Source organism: Candidatus Polarisedimenticolaceae bacterium (assembly GCA_036376135.1).
Classification (GTDB): Bacteria; Acidobacteriota; Polarisedimenticolia; order Polarisedimenticolales; family DASRJG01; genus DASVAW01.
This window is the reverse complement of sequence record DASVAW010000119.1, coordinates 45895-66371: the sequence shown is the minus strand read 5'-3', so window position 1 is coordinate 66371 and position 20477 is coordinate 45895. Positions and strand designations below refer to the sequence as shown.

At 70.9% G+C, this 20477-nt stretch carries 20 protein-coding genes; 12 read left to right on the top strand and 8 right to left on the bottom strand.

Annotated features, from left to right (window positions below; all coding sequences use genetic code 11):
• Positions 1-778 (bottom strand): insulinase family protein (locus VF139_12230; GenBank protein HEX6852159.1); only part of this gene is annotated, 778 nt, incomplete at its 3' end.
• A 102-nt stretch (positions 779-880) separates the two neighbouring features.
• Between VF139_12230 and VF139_12225 the strand changes: the two genes are divergently transcribed.
• The 3 genes from VF139_12225 (at position 881) to VF139_12215 (ending at position 3086) form a co-directional block, all read left to right on the top strand.
• Positions 881-1552: a DUF1054 family protein gene (locus VF139_12225; GenBank protein HEX6852158.1), complete on the top strand. Its 672-nt coding sequence runs from the start codon at positions 881-883 to the stop codon at positions 1550-1552.
• A 98-nt stretch (positions 1553-1650) separates the two neighbouring features.
• Positions 1651-2058, top strand: a complete 408-nt coding sequence (locus tag VF139_12220; protein HEX6852157.1) for a hypothetical protein — start codon at positions 1651-1653, stop codon at positions 2056-2058.
• Positions 2059-2165: 107 nt separating this feature from the next.
• Positions 2166-3086, top strand: coding sequence for a hypothetical protein (locus tag VF139_12215; GenBank protein ID HEX6852156.1), 921 nt, complete (start codon positions 2166-2168; stop codon positions 3084-3086).
• A gap of 39 nt (positions 3087-3125) precedes the next feature.
• Here the strand turns inward: VF139_12215 and VF139_12210 are convergent, their stop codons facing one another.
• Positions 3126-4808 carry an aldehyde dehydrogenase family protein gene (locus VF139_12210; GenBank protein ID HEX6852155.1) on the bottom strand — a complete coding sequence of 561 codons (1683 nt, stop codon included), beginning with the start codon at positions 4806-4808 and terminating at the stop codon, positions 3126-3128.
• Between the two features lie 105 nt (positions 4809-4913).
• Here VF139_12210 and VF139_12205 point away from each other — a divergent pair, with 105 nt between their 5' ends.
• The 9 genes from VF139_12205 to VF139_12165 all read left to right on the top strand — a co-directional run bounded on the left by VF139_12205 (position 4914) and on the right by VF139_12165 (position 13818).
• Positions 4914-5576 carry a TetR/AcrR family transcriptional regulator gene (locus VF139_12205; protein ID HEX6852154.1) on the top strand — a complete coding sequence of 221 codons (663 nt, stop codon included), beginning with the start codon at positions 4914-4916 and terminating at the stop codon, positions 5574-5576.
• Positions 5569-6531 (top strand): HlyD family efflux transporter periplasmic adaptor subunit, encoded by a 963-nt coding sequence (locus tag VF139_12200; protein HEX6852153.1) that lies wholly within the window; start codon positions 5569-5571, stop codon positions 6529-6531. The genes VF139_12205 and VF139_12200 overlap by 8 nt, the downstream gene beginning before the upstream one ends.
• Positions 6528-7478 carry an ABC transporter ATP-binding protein gene (locus VF139_12195; GenBank protein ID HEX6852152.1) on the top strand — a complete coding sequence of 317 codons (951 nt, stop codon included), beginning with the start codon at positions 6528-6530 and terminating at the stop codon, positions 7476-7478. The genes VF139_12200 and VF139_12195 overlap by 4 nt, the downstream gene beginning before the upstream one ends.
• Entirely contained in the window at positions 7478-8743 is a 1266-nt protein-coding gene (locus VF139_12190; GenBank protein ID HEX6852151.1) for a TolC family protein, read from the top strand. The genes VF139_12195 and VF139_12190 overlap by 1 nt, the downstream gene beginning before the upstream one ends.
• A gap of 1 nt (position 8744) precedes the next feature.
• The gene (locus tag VF139_12185) at positions 8745-9680 is read left to right on the top strand and encodes an ABC transporter ATP-binding protein (protein ID HEX6852150.1); all 936 of its coding nucleotides are present in this window, start codon (positions 8745-8747) and stop codon (positions 9678-9680) included.
• Positions 9677-10801 (top strand): ABC transporter permease, encoded by a 1125-nt coding sequence (locus VF139_12180; GenBank protein ID HEX6852149.1) that lies wholly within the window; start codon positions 9677-9679, stop codon positions 10799-10801. The genes VF139_12185 and VF139_12180 overlap by 4 nt, the downstream gene beginning before the upstream one ends.
• 2 nt (positions 10802-10803) lie before the next feature.
• The gene (locus tag VF139_12175) at positions 10804-11904 is read left to right on the top strand and encodes an ABC transporter permease (protein ID HEX6852148.1); all 1101 of its coding nucleotides are present in this window, start codon (positions 10804-10806) and stop codon (positions 11902-11904) included.
• On the top strand, positions 11904-12329 hold the full coding sequence (locus VF139_12170) for a hypothetical protein (GenBank protein ID HEX6852147.1): 426 nt from the start codon (positions 11904-11906) through the stop codon (positions 12327-12329). Before VF139_12175 ends, VF139_12170 begins: the two co-directional genes overlap by 1 nt.
• A 64-nt stretch (positions 12330-12393) precedes the next feature.
• A complete protein-coding gene (locus VF139_12165; GenBank protein HEX6852146.1) occupies positions 12394-13818 on the top strand; it encodes a hypothetical protein in 1425 nt (474 codons plus the stop codon).
• A 14-nt stretch (positions 13819-13832) separates the two neighbouring features.
• Here the strand turns inward: VF139_12165 and VF139_12160 are convergent, their stop codons facing one another.
• From VF139_12160 to VF139_12135, 6 genes are read right to left on the bottom strand one after another with little or no spacing between them, the layout of a single operon-like run.
• Positions 13833-15137 (bottom strand): DUF58 domain-containing protein, encoded by a 1305-nt coding sequence (locus VF139_12160; protein HEX6852145.1) that lies wholly within the window; start codon positions 15135-15137, stop codon positions 13833-13835.
• A complete protein-coding gene (locus tag VF139_12155) occupies positions 15134-16108 on the bottom strand; it encodes a MoxR family ATPase (GenBank protein HEX6852144.1) in 975 nt (324 codons plus the stop codon). Before VF139_12155 ends, VF139_12160 begins: the two co-directional genes overlap by 4 nt.
• Positions 16105-17370: a DUF4350 domain-containing protein gene (locus VF139_12150; protein ID HEX6852143.1), complete on the bottom strand. Its 1266-nt coding sequence runs from the start codon at positions 17368-17370 to the stop codon at positions 16105-16107. The genes VF139_12155 and VF139_12150 overlap by 4 nt, the downstream gene beginning before the upstream one ends.
• The gene (locus VF139_12145; GenBank protein HEX6852142.1) at positions 17367-18806 is read right to left on the bottom strand and encodes a DUF4129 domain-containing protein; all 1440 of its coding nucleotides are present in this window, start codon (positions 18804-18806) and stop codon (positions 17367-17369) included. Before VF139_12145 ends, VF139_12150 begins: the two co-directional genes overlap by 4 nt.
• Positions 18796-19770: a stage II sporulation protein M gene (locus tag VF139_12140; protein HEX6852141.1), complete on the bottom strand. Its 975-nt coding sequence runs from the start codon at positions 19768-19770 to the stop codon at positions 18796-18798. The genes VF139_12145 and VF139_12140 overlap by 11 nt, the downstream gene beginning before the upstream one ends.
• A complete protein-coding gene (locus VF139_12135; GenBank protein ID HEX6852140.1) occupies positions 19767-20465 on the bottom strand; it encodes an RDD family protein in 699 nt (232 codons plus the stop codon). Before VF139_12135 ends, VF139_12140 begins: the two co-directional genes overlap by 4 nt.
• Between the last annotated feature and the right edge of the window lie 12 nt (positions 20466-20477).

The window sequence follows — 20477 nt, the reverse complement described above, 5'->3', positions numbered from 1 at the left end:
CGTCCTGCACCGAGAACGACATCAGGTCGCTCATGTACCCGACGACCGGCTGCTTGTACGGGTGGGACGAAAACGCCACCATTCCGAACTGCTCGATCATGCGGCCGATCGGGTTGCTCTCCGTGCGCAGCCGCCGCTCCTCCATCACCACGTCCCGCTCCTTGTAGAACTCGCGGAAGACGGGGTCGAGGAACCGCTCGGACTCGAGGTAGCACCACAACTCGACCTTGTTGGCCGGAAGCGAGAAGAAGTATCCGGTCTCGTCGGAGTTGGTGAAGGCGTTGAGCCCGGTGCCGCCCTCGCGGTCGATGATCTCGCCGAACTCGTTCACCTTGATGAACTTCCCGGCCTCTTCCTGAGCGTCCTTCCAGGCCTTCTCGAGGCCCTTGAGCTTCTCGGCGTCGGGGCCGCCGAGCTTCCGGCGCTCCCGGTCGTAGGCGAAGTACGCCTCGTCGACCTTGGCGAGGGCCGCCTTCTCGGCGACGGCGTCGGTCGTGCCGATCCGCGACGTGCCCTTGAATGCCATGTGCTCGAACATGTGCGCGAGGCCGGTGATCCCCGGGACCTCCTGCGCGCCGCCCGCGTCCACGTGGGTGAAGAACGAGACGACGGGCGCGGCGGGGCGCTCGTAGATCAGGAACGTCAATCCGTTGTCGAGTTTGTGGACCGTGAGGTTCTTCTCGAACGAGGCCACATCCTGCGCCGCCGCCGGGAAGGCGACGAGCACGAGGAGGGCCGCGGCGAGACCCGAGGTCCGCGCGGTCATCCGCACGTTCATGGTTTCTCCAAAAATTGACCCGGTAGGGGTCCCCCGCGTCCAATACGGCGGAGGGCCGCCTAGGTTGCCACCGCGGGCCCTCTCCCGCAATACACTTGGGGCGTGAGCTCAGGTTCGTTGTTCGAGCCGGACCGGAGATTCCGCGGGCTTCCCGCCGCCGCGTTCGAGGTCTTCTCGATCCAGGAGAAGGAGCGGCGCCGGCGGGCGATCCTCGACGGGTTCCACCCCGCCCTCGAGGCGCTGGGGGAGGACCTGGTCGAGGGCCTCGCGGCACCGGGGGAGCCCCCCCTCCACGCGCACCTCCCGCAGCTCAACTGGCCGAAGACCTATCAGCCGTTCTGCACGTGGCTCGCCCTTTCCCACCTCGCGCAGGGGTACCAGTCCGCCCCCCAGCTCAACGTGGGGGTCCACGCGGACCACGTCGCCGCGCGACTCGCATGGGACGCCGCGCAGACCGGTTTTGGGCGCTTCGAGTTTCGCGCGCGGCATGGGGGGCTCGGCGCCCGCCTCGCCGAGGTGGCTGCCGCGGGGGACCTGTACTTCAGGGTCTACGCCTCGGCCCCGTGGCCGGACGGCTCGCGACTCGTCTTCGAATCGCAGTCGGATTGGCAGCGGAGCTTCCACGAGACCGCGCTGCGCGGGGTGTGGTGGGAGCTGGGACGCCGCTGGGAGCTCCCCGCGTCGATGGATCTCGTGGCGTCGCCCGAGTTCGGGCGGGCGGTACTCGAAGTGTTCAAGGCGCTGCTGCCGGTGTTCGATCGGGTGGATGAGTGAGCTAGCTTCGAGCTTATTGGTGAGCGGAGACCTGAGCCCGGTGACGTGAGCGTCGGTTCCCGACTTCGGATCGCCGGCGCGGCGGTTGGGAGGCTTCGATGACCGAGACGATGCGAACACGGCTGCTGATCGTGGCACTGTGGGGGGTGATCATCCTCGGTGCCGGCGCTGGTGCCGTTGCCCGCATCACTACTTCCGTGCCTGGGCCCTCAACGGCCGTGTCGGAATCGATTCTACCGACCGGGCGTCTGGCCCCACTCGCGGGCCTTGTCGCGCTCGTCGGGTTGGCCGTTTCTAGTGTGCTGGCTTGGATAGGCCGGCGCGGCGCTTTGCCCTTGCTGGTCGTGGCCACGACGATGGAGTTCCTCTCCACGGCGTTCGCCGACGCTCGCTTGGCCGTCGGTGTCAGCGAAGCTCTGGGAGATGCGTCGATGGTCCTGACGGGGATCCTTCTTGCCACGCTGGTAGGTCGGAGCCAGCTACCGATGCGCGAGAGGTCAGGATGAGGAAGGCGCCACCGAGCGGTCGAAGCGCGTGCGAATCGTCGTGCCGAGTTTCGACTGGCCCTGCACCGATCAGCCCACGTAGCCTGGCTGTTGCGAGAATCGGGTCGATGGCGATTCTCGCTTCGGTCGGTCTCTCCATGTCCACGAGCGCTCGAGATACCGAGCCCCTTTCCACGGAGCCTTCAGTCCCGGAGATCGAATCGATCGTCGTCTTGAACGGGCCGTACGTGGCGCCGTCCGCCAGTCCCGCCAACAGGAAAGGGAACATCGCAGAGATGCGTTTTGTCGCGTCGATGCTCCTCTACAGGTGCACGGACGTTCGAGCTTCCCCGGAGCTGCAAGGTCGGTCGATCGAGTGGAGCGCGATGTTCGGCGGGAGTTTTCGTGCCCCGGCCGGCCTTGGGCTGATGCGGTTCGACGGAGGGACGATCGTCAAGTGTGCGAGAGCGGAGGACTGCGCCCTACCGGCCGGGCCGAGCGCGGCAGCAGGCGGCGGGGGAAAGAACCCGGCCGGCTCGACCTTGCAGGCGACCACCGATGCCGACGACGAACCCCGGCCGCTTCATCTCAAGAACCCCGTACCGGGAGTGCTCATTGCTGCAACGTCTCCAGAAGCGATGGCGACGGGCGAGAAACTGGTCGCCTGGTTGGCGCACCGACGAATCCCACCGCAGGGCGGTTCCTGCGGCCCATCATCGGAGGCCTCGGTCATCGCGTGGGGACTGCGACGGGTTCCGAAGACCCCCCAAGCCCCGCGCAAGGGGATGGGGCCGGTCCCCGAGTCCTTCGATGGCGCGACCGGATTCCTGGTCCGCGAAGATCTGGCGACCACGGTTTGGGTCGCACCGGGTCCCGACACCGACAGCGAGGAGGTTCTGGCGGCGATCCGAGGGCTCACGGATCTGACGGTCGGCAAGGTGCCGAGCACGGCCGCATCGGTGAGTTGCGTCTCCCTGCGCGAGAAACGAGACCTCGGCACGCTCAGCTTCGTGCTCTGGAGTCTGATGGGGTTCGGCTTCGCGGTGTGAGGGCGCTCCCAAGACTGGTTAACCGGTTACGCCCGACCCCTACTTCTGCCGCTTGCGCCCCAGCAGGAACGACTTCCAGTTCACCCGCTCGCGGAAGCGAGCGTTGCGCACCAGGCGCAGCACCCCGAAGAAGCGCTTGCGCTTGGTCGGCGCGTGCATCGCGGCGAGAGCGGTGCGCGCCATGTGGTCGGCGGGCTCGTCGTAGGGGAATGCGAACAGCGGCGAGAGACCCGGCTCCGCGTCGAACGACACGAACCGGCGGCGGACCATCTCCTGCAACCCCGCGCGACCGTGGACCTGACCGAGGCCGCTGCGCTTGAACCCCGACCACGACGCCGCGGGCTCGCCCCACGCGTACAACACGTCGTTGATCGTGACGACACCCGCCTCGAGGCCGGCCGCGATCCGCTCGCCGTTCTCCGGCGACGACGTCCATCCGCTCGCGGTCATCGCGTATTCGCTCTCGTTCGCGAGCATCAGGGCGCGCTCGATGTTCGGGACGACGACGACGGCGAGCGCGGGGCCGCAGGTCTCCTCGTTGAGGATCAGGGCGTCCTCGGGAGGGTCGAGCACGACCGTCGGCGGGTAGAAGAACCCCGGCCCGTCGGGCATGGTCCCGCCGCGCAGCAGGCGCGCGCCGCGGCGCACCGCGTCCTCGACGTGGGCATGCACGTGTTGCCGGCGATCCTCCGACACCATCGGCCCGATCTCGACCTCCTTCGAGAGCGGGTCGCCGATGCGAAGCGCGTCGACGAGCTCGAGGACGCGCGCGATGAAGCGCGCGGCCACGGCCTCCTCGACGTAGCAGCGCTCGACGGCGCCGCAGTTCTGGCCGGCGTTGGCGAAGGCGCCCCACACGATCCCGCGCGCGGCGCGATCGAGGTCGGCGTCGGCGGCGACGATCGCCGGGTGTTTGCCGCCCAGGGCGAGCACCACCGGGCGCGGGGCGCAGCCGGCGGTGACCATGACGTTCTGCCCCGCCTCGAGGGAGCCCGAGACGAAGACCTTGTCGATGCGCTCGTGGGAGACCAGGTGCAGCGTGTCCTCGCGGGATGCCGGCACGACGTTGACGAGCCCCGCGGGGAATCCCGAGTCCACGCACAGCTGTCCGACGCGAAGGCCGCACATCGGCGTGTGCTCGCTCGGCTTGAGCACGACGGCGTTTCCCAGGACGAGCGCGGTCGCCGCCTGGACGAGAGGTTGCGCGAAGGGAAGGGGCGAGGAGGTGACGAGCGCGACGACGCCGACGGGGTCGTAGAGGTAGAAGGCGTCCTTGTGCGCGTACAGCGGGTGGCGCGGGTCGATCGGCTCGCCGTGCAACAGGTCGCGCGCGTGTTTCGCGAGGAACCGCAGGTGATCGAGGGCGGGGAGGATCTCGAGGTTCAGCGCCTCGACGAAGGGCTTCCCCTGCTCGAGGGCGATGAGCCCCGCGATCTCCTCCGCTTCGAGGCGCACGCGCTCCGCGAGCCGGTTGAGGGCGCGCGCGTGTTCCTCGAAGGGGGCCGAGCGCCATAACTTCGCGGCGAAGGCCGCCGACTCCACCGCGCGGTCGATCTCCTCGCTGTTCGCGCAGGCGACGTGGCCGAACGCTTCCCCGGTCGCGGGGTTCACGCAGAACAGCGTCGGGCCGGCACCGACCCCGGCCTGCCCCTCGACCAGGGGCAGCAGGGGAGGGCCGAGCCCCGCCGTGGCCTGGTATGCGGGGTCGGGGCGGCTGGACATGACGTCGCGAATATAGGGACCGAAAAGCCGGTCGGCATTCTCCGAGCCCCCTCTTGACAGCGCTGTTATTGTTATCAACCAACCGTTTGGTTGATAGGAGAGCCCGTGAACGAACCCGCCGGACGGACCAAAGGGGAGCGAAACCCCGAGGCGACGCAAAACGCCCTGCTCGACGCCGCGGCGGTCCTCTTCGCCGCGCACGGGTACGACGGCGTGAGCCTCGACGACATCTGCGCCGCCGCCGGGGTGAACAAGGCCATGGTCAGCTACCACTTCCACGGGAAGGACGGGCTGTACCAGGAAGTGCTGCGCCGGGACCTCGAGCCGGTGGCCAAGTCGGTGCTCGCCCTGCGCGGGGAGGTCCTTCCGGCCGACGAGAAGCTCCGGCGGTTCATCCGCATCTTCGGTCAACTGCACACCAATCGCCCCACGCTCTCGAGGATGGTGATTCGGGAGGTCCTCTCCAACGGCCGCCACCTCGACGACACCCTGCTCCCGAAGTTCGGCGTGGTCTGGGGGACGCTCTTCGAGATCCTCACGGACGGCGTCCGCAACGGCAAGTTCCGCCCGGTCGACCCGCTGCTGACCCACCAGTCGATCCTCGGCGCGATGATCTTCTTCTTCCTGGTCGCTCCGTTCCGCGACCGCATCCTCCAGGAGGGGCGCCTGCCGTACGCCGGCCCTCCTCCCGACCCCGATGCGTACGTCCGCCATCTCGAGACCCTCATCCTGCGCGGCCTCGCCGCCGAGGAGTCGTCCCATGCGTAGAACCCTCCTCCTGGCCCTGTTCCCGCTCGCGCTCGCCGGTTGCGACGACGGGAGCGCCGACGGCCCGATCCTCGCCTCGGGGCACGTCGAGGCGACCGAGGTCCGTCTCGCGACGAAGATCGCGGGGCGCGTCGAGTCCCTCGCGTTCGACGAAGGCGACGTGGTGAAGCAAGGCGCCGAGCTCGCCCGCATCGAAACCTCGGACCAGAGGCTCCAGCTCGACCAGCTTCGCGCCGAGCGGTCGCAGGCCGAGGCCGACTACCGCCTGCGCCGCGCGGGGTACCGCGAGGAGGACAAGGCGGAGCTGCGCGCGCAGCGCGACGCGCTCGCGGCGGATCTCGATGCCGCGCAGAAGGACTTCGACCGGATGCAGGGATTGTTCGATCGCGGCTCGGGAACGGCGAAATCCCTCGACGACGCACGCGGACGCCGGGACCAGCTCGCGGCGCGGCTCGCCGCGGCGGTGCAGTCGCTCAAGCGCGCGGAGTCCGGATTCCGTCCCGAGGAGATCCAGTCCGCGAAGGCCAAACTCGACGGCGTCGATGCGCGGATCGCGTTCCTGGAGCGCCAGATCTCCGACGCCACGGTCCTGAGCCCCCTCGACGCGATGGTGACCGAAAAGCTCACCGAGCCGGGGGAGTGGCTGCAGGTCGGGGGGGCGATCGCCGTCCTGACGAACCTCCGCGAGCCGTGGCTCACCGTCTACGTCGGCGGCGAGGACCTCCCGCGCGTGAAGCTCGGCGACCCCGCCTCGGTCGTGACGGACGACGGCGCGAAGCGCGAGGGGAAGATCACCTACGTCGCGTCGACGGCGGAGTTCACGCCGAAGAACGTGCAGACCCGCAAGGAGCGGGAGAAGCTCGTCTACAAGGTCAAGATCGCCCTCGAGAACGCCGACGGGTTGTTCAAGCCGGGAATGCCCGCGGAGGCCCGCCTGGCGGCGGGGAGCCGATGAGGGCCCCGGCCGAAATCGTCGTCGAGGGGCTCGTGAAGCGCTTCGAGGCCCTGGTCGCGGTGGACGGCGCTTCGTTCGAGGTCGAGCCCGGGGAGATGTTCGGGCTCATCGGCCCCGACGGCGCCGGGAAGTCCTCGACACTGCGCGCGATCCTGGGGCTGCACGCGATCGACGGCGGGACCGTGCGGACCTGCGGGCACGAGCCGGTGCGCGAGCGGCGGCAGCTGTCCAGCAAGGTCGGTTACCTCGCCCAGCGGTTCTCCCTCTACGGGGACCTCTCGGTCGACGAGAACATCGCCTTCTTCGCGCGCGTGCACGGCGTGGGAGGGTGGAAGGCCCGCCGGGACGAGCTTCTCGACCTGCTGCGCATGACTCCGTTTCGCGAGCGCCTCGCGGACCGCCTGTCCGGAGGGATGAAGCAGAAGCTCGCGCTCGCCTGCACCCTCATCCACACGCCGCGCCTGCTCGTCCTCGACGAGCCGACGACCGGGGTGGACCCGGTCTCGCGCCGCGACTTCTGGAGGATCCTCGCGAAGCTCCGGCGGGAGGGGATGACGATCCTGGTGACGACTCCCTACCTCGACGAGGCCGAGCGGTGCTCTCGGGTCGCCTTGATGGACCGCGGACGGTTCCTGGCGCTCGACTCCCCCGAGAGCCTGCGTCGCGGCGAACCGGGAACGATGCTCGAGTTCGTCGCGCATCCAGTCCGCCGCGCGAAGGAGATCCTCCAGCAGGCGCCGGGCGTCGCGGGGGTCCTGCTGTTCGGCGAGCGCGTGCACGCGACCCTTCCCGGCGTGTCGCCGGAGGGCTCGGCCGGCGAGCTGGCGCGCCTGGAATCGCTCCTGCGGGCCGCGCAGGTCGAGGTCGACTCGGCGCGCGTCGTCGTCCCCTCGCTCGAGGACGTGTTCGTCGCCCGCGTGAGCGCGGGGCGGAAGGAGGTCGGCTGATGCTCGCCGTGACGCTCGCGATGGCGTTGTCGCTCCCGGAGGCGCTCGAGCGCGCGAAGGCGGCCGCTCCGGAGCTCGCGCGGCTTCGCGCCCTCGAGGCCGCGGCGTCCGCCTCGGTGGACGAGACCCGCGCCGCGCGCCGGCCCGGAGTCGACCTGCAGGCGGGGTACACCCGGCAGTCGAACGTCCCCGAGTACGCGGTGCCGCAACCCGACGGAAGCCTCGAGGTGATCTTCCCGAACATCCCGGACAACGTCGTGCTGCGCGCGCAGACCTCGGTGCCGCTGTACACCGGCGGCCGGCTCACCGGCCAGCGGGAGGCCGCGGAGCACCGTCGCGACGCCGCGACGGGGGAGGTCGCGACCGGGACCCTCGACCTCGTCTACGAGACGACCGAGGCGTTTTGGGAGCTCGTCACCGCCCGGGAGAGGGTGCGCGTCCTCACGCTCTCGCTCGCCGCGTACGAGCAGCACCTCGCCGACGCGCGCCACCGCGAATCGCTGGGCCTGGCGCCGCGCAGCGAGCCGCTGACCGTGCAGGCCGAGCGCGACCAGTCCGAGCTCGCGCGCGTCCAGGCGGAAAACGCCGCCGCCGTCGCGGAGGCGAACCTCGCGCGGCTGGCGGACCTTCCTCCCGGCACGCCGATCGAGCCCACCGAGCCGCTCGACGGCGCCGCGGCTCAACCGGAGCCGCTCGAGACCCTCGTCGAGGCGGCGCTCGCGGCCCGTCCGGAGCGGAAGTCCCTCGACGCCCGCCGGCGCGCCCTCGAGAAGCAGGCCGACGTCGAGCGCGCCTCGCGCCTGCCGCAACTCACGGCGGCCGCGGGGTACGACTACAACGACCCGAACCGCCGGATCGTCCCGGTGCAGGACGGATGGGAAGACTCCTGGGACGTGTCCCTGCGCGCGAGCTTCCAGGCCTACGACGGCGGGCGATCGAAAGCCGCGGCGACGCGGTACCGCTCGGAGGCGGAAAGCGTGGCCCATCAGCTCGACGACTTCGACCGCCGCGTCCGCCTCGACGTCACCGCCCGGCGGTTGGGCGTCGACGCCGCCCGCCGGGGCGCGGAGGTCGCCACGCGCGCGGAAGCGGCTGCGGCCGAGGCCGAGCGGATCGTGCGGGACCGTTACCTCGAGGGAGTGGCGACCAACGCCGAGCGCCTCGACGCCGAAGTCGCGCTGCAGCGCGCGCGTCTCGATCGCGCCGAGGCGCTGGCGGCGTGGCGCGTCGCGTCGGCCCGCCTCGCCCGCGCCGTGGGGCGCTGAGGTGGAGGCCGCGATCGAGACCCGCGCGCTGACCAAGCGCTTCGGGGCGTTCACCGCCGTCGACGCCGTCGACCTCGACGTGCGCCCCGGGGAGATCTTCGGGCTGCTCGGGAGCAACGGCGCCGGGAAGTCGACGACGATCCGGATGTTGTGCGGGCTGATGCGGCCGACCTCCGGTTCCATCCGCGTTCTCGACGTGGACGTCGCGAACGACCCCGAGGCGGTCAAGCACCGCATCGGGTACATGACCCAGCGGTTCAGCCTCTACGACGACCTGACCGTGCGCCAGAACCTCGAGTTCTACGGGGGGATCTACGGTCTGCACGGCAAGGCGCTGCGCGAGCGCGTGGGGTGGGCGATCGAGAGCGCGGAGCTGGCGGGGAAGGACGACGCGGCAACGAAGGCGCTCTCCGCCGGGTGGAAACAACGCCTCGCGCTGGTCTGCTCGATGATGCACGCGCCGCGCGTGGTCTTCCTCGACGAGCCCACCGGAGGCGTCGACCCGATCTCCCGCCGTCGCTTCTGGGAGCGGATCGACGCCCTCTCGAGCGAAGGCGTGACCGTCGTCGTCACGACGCACTACCTCGACGAGGCCGAGCACTGCCATCGGATCGCCCTGATCCACGCCGGCCGGAGGGTCGCCCTCGGGACCGTCGCGGAGCTGAAGGAGGTCTTCGCCGGTCGCGCGATCCTCGAGGTCGCCTCCGCGAGGCCCCTCGACGCCCTCGACCTGCTCGAGCGGCACCCGAGCGTCCTCGAGGCGTCGATGTTCGGGACGCGGCTGCACGTCGTCGTGGAGGACCCGACCGCGTCGGCCCCGCTGCTCGTGACGGCCCTCGAAGGCGCGGGGCTCGGCCCCGCGCGCGCGGAGCGGATCGTCCCGTCCCTCGAGGACGTGTTCATCCACTCCGTCGAGGCGGAGGAGGCGAAGCGGTGAAGAAGATCCTCGCCGTCGCCCTGAAGGAGCTCCGCCAGATCCGGCGCGACCCCCTGAGCCTCGCGATGCTCGTCGGCGTCCCGGCGATGATGCTCCTGCTCTACGGATACGCCCTGAACTTCGACGTCAAGCACGTCGCGCTCGCGGTGCAGGACAACGACAAGACGCGGGCGAGCCGCGCGCTCGTGGACGCCTTCGTCCGGTCGACCTACTTCGACCTCGCCGTGGACCTCCCGGCCGGAGCCGACCTCGAGCGGGTCACCGAGCGTCGCCGCGCCAAGGCGATCCTGGTGATTCCCGAGGGGTTCGGCGACGACCTCGAGAGCGGGCGGAACGCCCCCGTGCAGATGCTCGTGGACGGGACCGACTCCCAGACCGCGACGACCCTCCTCGGGTACGCGCAGGGGGTCGTCGAGTCGCGCAACCGCGCGATCCGGGTCGAGCGGTACGGCGAGGGCGCCCCCGGGACGCAGGTCCCGATCGAGTATCGGCCGCGCGTCTGGTACAACCCCGACCTCGAGTCGACGCAGTTCCTCGTGCCCGGCCTCATCGGCTTCATCCTGATGCTCACCGCCGTCGTCTCGATGGCCCTCTCCGTCGTTCGCGAGAAGGAGCGAGGCACGATGGAGCAGCTGCGGGTGACGGCGCTGCGCCCCGGCCAGCTGATCCTCGGGAAGGTCCTGCCGTTCCTCGGGATCTCCCTGCTCGCGACGATCGTGATCCTCGTGACCGCGCGCCTTCTCTTCGGGGTGGAGATCAAGGGACCGTACCTGCACCTGTTCGCCGTAACCCTCCTCTACCTGCTGGGCGCGCTCGGCTGGGGTCTTTTCGTGTCGAGCCTCGCCGACACGCAGGCGATGGCGTTCCAGGTCGGCACGATCTCCTCGATGCTTCCCGCGATTTTCCTCTCGGGGTTCATCTTCCCGATCCGCTCGATGCCCGAGCCGCTGCAGTGGGTGACCTACGCCGTCCCCGCTCGTTATTACCTGATCGCGCTGCGCGGGATCATCCTCAAGGGGGAGGGGCTCGGACCCTACCTCGAGGACGTCCTCTTCCTCGCCGCCTACGCGACGATCATCCTGACCCTCGCGTGGGTGCGCCTCGTCAAGCGGGGGAACTGAAGATGCAGGTCCTCTGGCGCGTCATCGTGAAGGAGTTCCAGCAGCTCCGCCGCGACAAGAAGATGATCCCGGCGATGATCGTCGGCCCGCTCGTGCAGCTGCTCGCCCTCGGCTTCGCCGCGAACCTCGACGTCCGCGACATCCCGTTCGTGCTGGTCGACCGCGACCAGAGCTCCGCGAGCCGCGAGCTCGTCGACCGCTTCACCGGGTCGGGGTACTTCGAGCTCGTCGGCGTCGAGCCCGAGATCGGCGGGGTGGACCGGTGGCTGTCGGAAGGGCGCGCGCAGATCGGCCTGGTGATCGGCGCGAACTTCGGCTCCGACCTCGCGACGGGGCGCACGGCGGACGTCCAGGTCCTCGCCGACGGCACCGACTCGATCTCCGGGGTGATCGGGATGGGATACGCCGGCCGGATCGTCGGGGAAGCGGGCGTCGCCGCGCAGGCGAGGACGTTGAAAGGGATCACGCTCGTCCCGCGGGTCTGGTACAACCCCGACCTGCTGAGCCGGTGGTTCTACGTCCCCGCGATCCTCGCGATGGTGCTGATGCTCGTGACCCTGATCCTCCCGTCGATGGCCGTCGTTCGCGAGAAGGAGATCGGCACGCTCGAGCAGCTGATCGTGACCCCCGTGCGCCCGTGGCAGCTCATCGTCGGGAAGCTCGTCCCGTTCTTCGTGATCGGACTCGTGGTCACGGTGCTCGTCACGACCCTGGCGCGTGTGCTGTTCGGCGTGCCGATGCGCGGGTCGCTGGGGACGCTGCTGCTGTTCACGGTCCTGTTCCTGCCGACGACGCTGGGCCTCGGGGTGTTCGTCTCGACCCTCGTCCGCACGCAGCAGCAGGCGATGATGACGGCGACCTTCCTGCTGATGGTCCCGATGATCTACCTGTCGGGGCTGATCTTCCCGATCGAGAACATGCCGAGGCCCATGCAGCTGGCGACGTACGGGATCCCGCTGCGTTACTTCAACAACGTGATCCGCGGGGTCTTCCTCAAGGGGTCGGGGTTCGACGTGTTGTGGCCGGAAGCGTTGGCCCTCGCCGGCTTCGGCGTCCTCGTCGTGTCGCTCGCCGCGCTGCGGTTCAAGAAGAGTCTCGACTGATGCGAATCCCGGAAGATCTCGGCACTCCCGTGAGGATCTGGCGTTACCCGTGGTGGCTTCGCATCGGGCTGTCCGTGCTCGGGGCGATCACGATCTGGGGGGCGTTCGCGGCGACGTGGCCGGGGGTCCTCAAGATCTACGGCTACGGCGCGCCGCTCCTTTGCATCTGGGCGCTCTTCGAGGCGTGGCGGCGGCGGCTCGTGTTGACGGAGACGCACGTGGCGTCGTGCGACCTCCTCGGCCGGGTGATCGCCGTGCGCCTCGACGATCTCACGCAGATCGCGATCGCCCTGCGGCCGGGGTTGACGCTTTCCATCTCCGAGGGGGTCGTGATCGAGGTGCCGCGCCTGCTCGGCAACCCCAGGAAGATCGCCGCCGTCTTGTCCGAGGCGATGCAGCGCCGCGGCGTCCGCATCGAAAAATAGGGACAGGCACCAATTAACGACTCGGCGCTACACTCCCGGGCAATCGGACGGGAGGGCGGTGCCCATGGATCTCGTAGAGACCCTCTACCCCGCGGCGGTCGGTATCGGTGTCGGGTACGTCCTCATCTGGATTCGACGCCGGGGAGATCGGGGAAAGCGGCTCGCCGATGCGTTGGGCGTCACGATGATCGTTGCCGCCGCGCTCACGCTGGCGATCCGGGGGCCGCGCTTCACCGGCTGGGTTCTGCTCGCGACCGGCGTGGCGATGGTCGTGGCGGCGGTGCTGCATCGTCTCGGTCGGCGCGCTGCCCGCAACGGGAACGTTCAGAACACGTTGGGGGCTGCTCTCACAGGCCTGCTGATCGGATGCTTCGCCACGGTCGTCCACGCGTCGCCAGGTCGCACGTGGACGGCGTCGGACGGTTGTCCGCAAGTTCCCTGCCCGCTGCGCATCCGATCGCTGGCGCTGACCGGCTCCGAGGGCACCGAGGGGATCGCGGTCGTCTTCGACTCAGGGAAAGAAGGGGCGTGGGACGCCTCGAAGGTAGCGCCCGGCACCTATTCCGTGCGCCCCACTCTGGTCGACAAGCAAGGCAACGAGCGCAACGGCGCAGCCTTCCGCATCACCGTCGGCGAGTCGGAGTCGCTCCGTCGCTTCCTAGTGGCCGATCCCGGTCGCGAACCCGTCGTCGTGGAATCGTGCAATACCGAGGAGGGCATTCGCGCGCGAATCGACGCGACGAGACGGCTGGTCCTGGTCAACGGGTCGGGAACGAGTCTGCGACGTTCCGATGAAACCGAGGCGATCGACCTTCGTCGCGCCGGCGACCGCTCCGGGGAGGTGTTCCTGTCGCTTCCGTGGCCTGGAGCCGACGAGTGGGTCGCGGGCGAAGAGCGGTCGGTCGAGCTTCCGCGCGACTACTGCGATCGGATCTGCTCCACCCTCGGTTGCGACGTCGACATCGACGTGTACGGCTTCGCGCAGAGTGGCAGTCCTTCGGAATGCGTTGACCGTCGCCTCGCGGAGGTCGAAACGAACCCTGCGCTCTGCGCCGGCGCAGCGGTGGACGGCTGCGCCTCGTTCGATGATGCGGATGTCGAACGAACGTACGCGGCGATCCGCCGGGCGGTTGTCACGGCCTCCGAGAAACTGCGCCGAGGCGATCGTTATCCCGACAGCGGGGGACGATTGGTTCCGTTCGAGCGGATCGCCACGGCCGTCGATCCTGCATCGAAGGACGCTGTCGGTCCCATCCTCGATGGGTGGGGGCGCTCCGTTCTCTATTTCTCAGATGGTCTCGGCGTCGTTCTGGTGAGCCCGGGATGCGATGGCGAGCTGGAACGGGACTACACCCCGCTGCTCCCGACCAGCCGCGAGCGTTGGGGTTCCGCCACGAAGGAGATCTGTCTCGGCGAAGGAGACTTGGCTTCGGACGTCGTCTCCTATGACCGCGAGGTCTGCCGATGGCCGACCGGAGGTCGGAAATAGGTTCCTGTCCCTATTTACAGCGTCCCAGCCCGCTTGATGTCGAGGTAGCGATTGACCAGCGCCGGCGGCAGCTCCGACGGCGGGCAATCGAGCACGTGGATGCCGCGCGACTGGAAGCCGCGGTGCGCGCGCTCGCGGGCCTCGAGGAAACGGTGGGTCGAGGCGATCCGCAGCGCCGCGTCGAACCCCGCCACCGGCGCCGCGAGCGCGCGATCGAGCGCCGCCTCGCGCAGCGAGCCCAGCACGACGAGGTGCTTGCGTCGCAGGGTCTGCAGGGGCGCCGCGACCTCGAACCCCTCCCCGTCGCCGAGGTTGGAGATCACGACGACGAGCGCGCGCCGGCGCTGCCGTGCGAGCAGGTCGGCGACCGCCACGGCGTAGTCCGACGCCTGCGGCGCCGTCTCGAGGTCGTAGACCGCCTCCAGGAGCGTCTTCATCCCGCCGGGGCCGCGCACCGGCTCGAGCCAGCGCGGGGTCGAGCCGAACGCGAGAAGGCCCACGGCGTCCCCCTGCCTCAGGGCGACGTAACCGAGCAGGAGGACCGCGTTGAGCGCATGATCGAAGTGCGCCGCGCCGTCGTCGACGGCACGCATCGTCCGGCCGCAGTCGAGGAGGAACACCACCTGCTGGTCGCGCTCCGCCTGGTACTCCCGCGAGATGGGCCGGCGCAGCCGTGAGGTCGCCTTCCAGTCGATCTGCCGGATCGCGTCGCCTTCGCGGTATTCCCGGAGCTCACGCAGCTCGGTTCCCTCGCCGCGACGCGGGCGCAGGCGCACTCCCAGCCGGCTCGCGTGGTTGTCGACCGCGTAGAGCGACCAGCGCGCCGCCTTCCGGAAGTTCGGGAAGACCCGGATCGTGTGCTCCGCGCCCGCGCGACGGCGGCACTCCCACAGCCCCAGAGGCGACGGGAATCGAACCCATGCCCGGTCGAAGCGCATCGAGCCGCGCGCGGTCGGGGTGACGCGGTAGCGGACTTCGGCCGGCGTTTCGGGACGGACCGTCACGTGCAGGGGAAGCCCGTCCGTGCTCAACGCTTCGGGCGGGTGATCGAACACCTCGACGGCGAGCGGGCGACTCCCCTCGTGCGCGAGGTGGAGCACGACCTCCGACGGATCGCCGAGCGGCAACGCGTCCTGCACCTTCCGCGTGAGCGTCGGCGTCCGCCGTCGGGAGCCGAGGATCGCATCGATCCCCAGAAGGCCGAAGATCGCGAGGCCCGCGTACGCCCACACCGGGAGCACGAAGGGACCGACCGGAAGGAGGAACCCGGCCGCGGCCCACGCCGCGAGGACCCACGCGAGGCGGCGCGACGGGGTCACGCGCGCGGGGCCTCGACCGACTCGAGGACGGCGCGCAGGACGTCGTCGGGGTGGCGCCCCTCGATCTCGAGGTCGGGAGCGAGGGTGATCCGGTGGCGAAGCGCCGGGAGCGCGATCGCCTTCACGTCGTCGGGGGTGACGAAGTCGCGCCCATCGAGGAGGGCCACGGCGCGGGCGGCGCGCACGAGGGAGATCGAGCCCCGCGGGCCGGCGCCCATCGCGACCCCCGGCCAGGTGCGCGTGGCGCGGGCGAGGCGGGTCGCGTACCCGAGGACGCGCGCGTCCACGAGCAGTCGCGCGGCGACACGCTGCGCCTCGACGACCTGGGCGGCGTCGGCGACGGTCTCGACCGTGGAGACGTCGAGGCGGTCTCCCACGTGGCCGCGCGTCGCCGCCTCGACGATGGCGATCTCCTCGGCCTCGCCCGGGTGCTGGATGCGGACCTTGAGCAGGAACCGGTCGAGCTGCGCCTCGGGGAGCGGGTAGGTCCCCTCGAGCTCGATCGGGTTCTGCGTCGCGAGCGTCATGAAGGGCGGGGCGAGGGGGAACGACTGCCCCTCGATCGTGATCTGCCGCTCCTGCATCACCTCGAGGAGCGCCGACTGCGTCTTCGCGGGGGCGCGGTTGATCTCGTCGGCGAGGAGGAGGTTCGTGAACGCCGGGCCCTGGCGCGTGCGGAACTGCCCGGTCTGGGGCTCGTAGATCGCGTGGCCGACGACGTCCGCGGGCATCAGGTCGGGGGTGAACTGGATGCGCGAGAACTTCCCGCCGAACGCCTTCGCCAGGGCGAGCACCGTCAGGGTCTTGCCGAGACCGGGGACCCCTTCGAGCAGGACGTGCCCCGAGGCGAGGAACCCCGCGAGCACCTCGTCGAGGAGCGTCGCCTGGCCGACGACGGCGCGGGAGACGGACTCGCGAAGGCGGCGGGCGACCTCCACGGCGTGGGTGATGGAGTCGTTCGGCTCGGTCACAGATGCCTCCGGATCGCTTCGAGGGTGCGGACGACGCGGGTGAAGGCGTCGGAACCGCCGGGGGACCCCGGCGTGAGGGCGTGTTCGACTTCGGCCGGGGAGTGCCCCGACAGCTCCGCGAGCGCGGCGACGCGCCGCTCGAGCGGCTGGTCGGCGAGGTGCGGGCGGCGACGCTGGAGCCTCGCCGCGATCGCACGGCGCGCGCCGCCGAGGAGGAGCTCGGCGTCGCCGCGACGCCAGTGGAACCTCCCCGTCGCCTCGACGTGCTCCATCAGGCGGCGGCGGACGAGCGGGGCTTCCGGCTCGGCGGGGCCGAAGCGCCGCCCCTCGCGCCACGCGAGGGCGCCGAGGAGGATCGCCGAGGCGAGCAGGCCCGGCCACACCGCCCCCGCGACCCTGGAGAAGAACCGGGGCTCGGAGGCGCCGTGCACGAACACGATCCCGCTCGGAGGGCCGTCCAGGGTGAGGAGGCGCCACGCGGCACGGGCGTGATCGAGGGCTCCGATCTCGGCGTTCGCGAGGAAGTCGGCGTCGCTGAGGACGACGGCCGAGCCCTTCCCGACGGTGACGCGCGCGATCGTGGCGAACTCGCCGACGTCGTCGTCCGCCGCGGGGGAAGGGCCCGCCGGGTACTCGGCGGGGTCGTCGTCGTCCTCGCCCTCCCGCTCCCGGCGAAGGCGATCGAGCAGCTCCTCGACTTTCGCCGCCTGCGCGTCCGACGCCCCTTCCGCCCGCCGGGGCTGAAGGACCTCCGCCTCGAAGAGCTCCGCCTCGTCGACGGGGAGGAGGCGCACGCGGCCGAAGTAACGCAGGAACAACGGAGTCGCGTCGCCGGGAAGCACCAGGCGCAGGTAGCCGAACCGTGTATCGTCGGGCTCGACGACCTCGAACCCGAGCGCGTTCAGGAGCGGGTCGACCGCCTCCCCGTCCACCGCCGCGAACGGCGCGACGACGATCGCGCGGCCGCCGAGCCCGATCCACTCCACGACCCGTCGCGCTTCGGAGCGGGTGCGCAGCCGCCGGTCGTCCGCGAAGACGACGACCTCTCCGACGGGGGGGACCTCCTCGAGGCGCACGACCGATCGCGCGGGGACGCCCAGGCGCACGGCGAGGCGCTCCGCCGCGAGGAGCGGGTTGCGACGCGCCTGGGGGCCGTACGGGCGATCGACGTTCTCCTCGACGAACTCGAAGCAGAGGAAGAAGACGACCGTCAGCAGCGCGACGACGCCGAACCCGATCCACGCCGCGCGCGCGCGCGTCACGACGCCGCCCCGAAGTGCGTGCCCCACTCGCCCAGGAGCGCGTCCGCTTCCGCGTCGTCCGGCGGCCGGTGGGCGTAGGCGGTGGCCTGCCACGCGCGCGTCAGGCGGCGGAAGAACCCCGCGAGCGCGGGGGGGAAACGACGCTCGACCAGCCTCACGCAGTCCCCTTCCGTCGCGGCGGGACCGAGGACGAACCCCTCGTCGACCGCGAGGCGCGAGAGCGACGCGCGGTACAGCAGGCTCAGCGCGGCGGCACGCTCGCCGCGCGCCCAGAGCGCCCGCGCCTCGGCGGCGGGGTCGTCGGGAAGGGACTCCGCGCGGATGTCGAGGCCGAACAGCGTCTCGGGGGGCGGCGGCGGCCTCGCCGCGCGCCGGAAGCTCGGCAGCCCCGCCGCGCGGGCGACCGCGACGACGAGGACGGCGATCAGCGCGGCGGCCGTGGACCACACGAGGATCTCGAGGACCTCCGCGAGCCAGGGAGCGAACCGGAAGTCGCGGGGTTCCGCCTCGCTCGGCTTCGGCTTCCACCGCGGGCGCAGCACCGTGACCTTCTCCGTTCCCCCGAATTCGGGGTCGGCGAGGACTTCGCGGATCGCCGTCTCCGGCTCGGGGAGGGGGGAGTGTTCGGCGGCTCCCGCCGCGGGGGCGAGCGCGGCGACGGCGAGCAGGACCGCGACGCCGGCCCGACCGAGGCGCGCGCCCAGTCGGCGGAACGCGATCTCGACGTCCCAGGCCTCCAGCCACGTCCGGCGGTTGAGGTAGAGCGCGAACCCCGCGGCGGCGTAGAACGGCTCGATCGCGATCGTCGCGAGGGTGAAGGAGGCAGCCGCCACCCAGGCGTAGGTGTTCCGCGAGGCGATCGAGGTCGGCTCCTCGAAGAAGCGGCTCCAGAAGCTGCCGTCGGCGTCGGGGATCATCAGGGTGAGAAAGCCCATCGCGCCCATCGCGACGACGAGCTCGAAGAGGGCGCACATCCCCATCAGCAGCATCGCGGTGCCGCGGCCGTCCTGGGCGAGGGTCTGGAATCGTTTCCAGCGCTCGCCGCCGCGCAGCTCCTCGAGCAGGGCGACGGGCATCGCGAACGAACGCGACGGCGCGAAACGCCGCCACAGGAGGCCGGGCAGGACGGTGCCCCGGAGGATCGACGGGATCGCGCGTCGCAGCGCCTCACCCCCCGGCGTCTCGCCGAAGAGCAGGCGCGACAACACGAACTGGATCGCGGCGTCGTACAGCGGCTTCAACCACCAGACGACGAGCCACGCCGCCCACGGGCGCTCGCGGAAGGCCGCGGCGGCCAGGAACGCGATCGGAAGGCACAACGCGAGCATCGCTCCCCAGACCGGCTTCCACGACGTGCGCGCCATCGTGAAGCCGAGGTCGACCGCCTCGGAGGGGGAGCGCGGGCGGAGGACGGCGGTGACGCGGTCAAGCCGCACGGCGACGTCCTCCGAGGGCGAAGTAGGCCAGAACCGCGGCCCACAACGAGCCCCCGACGCCGAACTTGACCCCGTTCGGGATCGCGAGCGAGGCCGACCAGAAAGCCTCGAGGACGGCGGCGAGGGCGAGCATCCCGGCGACGCCGCAGACGATCCGGCCGGCGTCGATCGCCCCGTCCCGCAGCGCCCGGGCCCGGCTCTTCCTGCCGGGGGCGATCACCGGCAGCCCCAGCCGCAGCCCCGCGGCCCCGGCGAGGGCGATCGCGGGGAGCTCGAGCGCGCCGTGGGTGATCGCGAAGCTCCAGAAGGTCGTGCCGAACCCGATCGCGGTGAGGTGTCCCGACACCGCTCCGATCACGACGCCGTTGAAGACGAGCACGAGGATCGAGCCGACCCCGAGCAACACTCCCCCGGCGAAGGTCCGGAAGGCGATGGAGACGTTGTTCCAGACGTAGAAGCCGAACATCTGGACGTCGCTGTCGGCGCCGCGGGGCTTGGCGAAGTGCCCGGCCGAGGGGTCGTACATCGACTCCATCTGCGCGACGGCGTCGGCCCCGAGGATCTCGTAGATCCGCTCGGGGTCGCCGGCGGTCCAGGCGGCGGTGGCGAGCATCGAGCCGAAGAACAGCAGACACGACGAGGCGACGAGCCATCCCTGCGCGCGCACGAGCCGGGGAAACCCCCGGGCCGAGAACTCGAGGAGCGCGCGCCAGTTGCCGGGACGGGCGCCGTAGAGGAGGCGATGGCCGCGCAGCGCGAGCGCCTGCAGCCGGTTCTCGAGGTCCGCGCCGTAGAGACGCTTGCGGGCGAGGGCGAGGTGGCGGCAGACCTCGCGATACGTCGCGTCGAACTCGGCGGGGTCGGCGCCGCCGGCGTCGCCGGTCCGGACCTCGAGCGCGGCGAGCGTCGACTCGAAGGCCGACCACGTGGGGGCGTGGCGCGCGACGAACGACTCGCGCGTCATCGTCGTCCCTCGATCCAGGCGGCCATCCCCGCGAGGCGCTCCACCGCGCGATCGCCGTTCCCGGCGAGGGGCTCGAGCAGGTCGGCGAGCTCGCGCGCGCGGTCCGCCGAGAGGGTCGCGCGCCGCTCCCCGAACTCGACGATCGCACGCTGCTCCGCCGCCGTCAGAGGGACCGGCGGGGGCGCGGGAGCGGCGGGGCGCGCGGCGGCCCTTCGCATCCCGGCCGACTCGTGGACGACGACCGTCCCGGCGGCGATGTCCCCGATCCGCTTGAAGTCGTGCCGGAGGAGGACGCACCCGAGGCCGATCCCGTAGCCGAAGGGGAGGAAGTCCGCCGCGCGCACGAGGTTGCGGACCGCCGACGCGAGGAACCCCACGGGGGTGCCGTCGTCGTGCACGACGCGAAGGCCGAACAGCCGTTTCCCCGGCGTCGCGCCCGCGAACAGGACCTCGAAGGCGACGGGGTACGCCCAGGTCAGGAGGAACATCACGATCAGCAGGATCCCCCCGCCGGTGCGGCCGAGGAGGGCGAGGGGGATGGAGACGAACGTCGAGATCATCCCGCGCAGGAGGGCGTCCACGATCCAGGCCTGCGCGCGGACGAAGGGGCCGGCGACCGCGAGCTCGAGAGTGACGCCCTCGGGAGTCTCGACGATTCGCCGCGTGTCGAGCGCATTCGGCGGATGGTTCGTCATCGTTGCCGGGAT

Excerpts from the sequence above, each read along its gene's own strand:
- VF139_12195 (HEX6852152.1), top strand. The coding sequence starts at position 6,528 with ATGAGGGCCCCGGCCGAAATCGTCGTCGAGGGGCTCGTGAAGCGCTTC.
- VF139_12135 (HEX6852140.1), bottom strand. The coding sequence starts at position 20,465 with ATGACGAACCATCCGCCGAATGCGCTCGACACGCGGCGAATCGTCGAG.
- VF139_12190 (HEX6852151.1), top strand. The coding sequence starts at position 7,478 with ATGCTCGCCGTGACGCTCGCGATGGCGTTGTCGCTCCCGGAGGCGCTC.
- VF139_12165 (HEX6852146.1), top strand. The coding sequence starts at position 12,394 with ATGGATCTCGTAGAGACCCTCTACCCCGCGGCGGTCGGTATCGGTGTC.
- VF139_12215 (HEX6852156.1), top strand. The coding sequence starts at position 2,166 with ATGGCGATTCTCGCTTCGGTCGGTCTCTCCATGTCCACGAGCGCTCGA.
- VF139_12210 (HEX6852155.1), bottom strand. The coding sequence starts at position 4,808 with ATGTCCAGCCGCCCCGACCCCGCATACCAGGCCACGGCGGGGCTCGGC.
- VF139_12220 (HEX6852157.1), top strand. The coding sequence starts at position 1,651 with ATGACCGAGACGATGCGAACACGGCTGCTGATCGTGGCACTGTGGGGG.
- VF139_12170 (HEX6852147.1), top strand. The coding sequence starts at position 11,904 with ATGCGAATCCCGGAAGATCTCGGCACTCCCGTGAGGATCTGGCGTTAC.
- VF139_12200 (HEX6852153.1), top strand. The coding sequence starts at position 5,569 with ATGCGTAGAACCCTCCTCCTGGCCCTGTTCCCGCTCGCGCTCGCCGGT.
- VF139_12175 (HEX6852148.1), top strand. The coding sequence starts at position 10,804 with ATGCAGGTCCTCTGGCGCGTCATCGTGAAGGAGTTCCAGCAGCTCCGC.
- VF139_12140 (HEX6852141.1), bottom strand. The coding sequence starts at position 19,770 with ATGACGCGCGAGTCGTTCGTCGCGCGCCACGCCCCCACGTGGTCGGCC.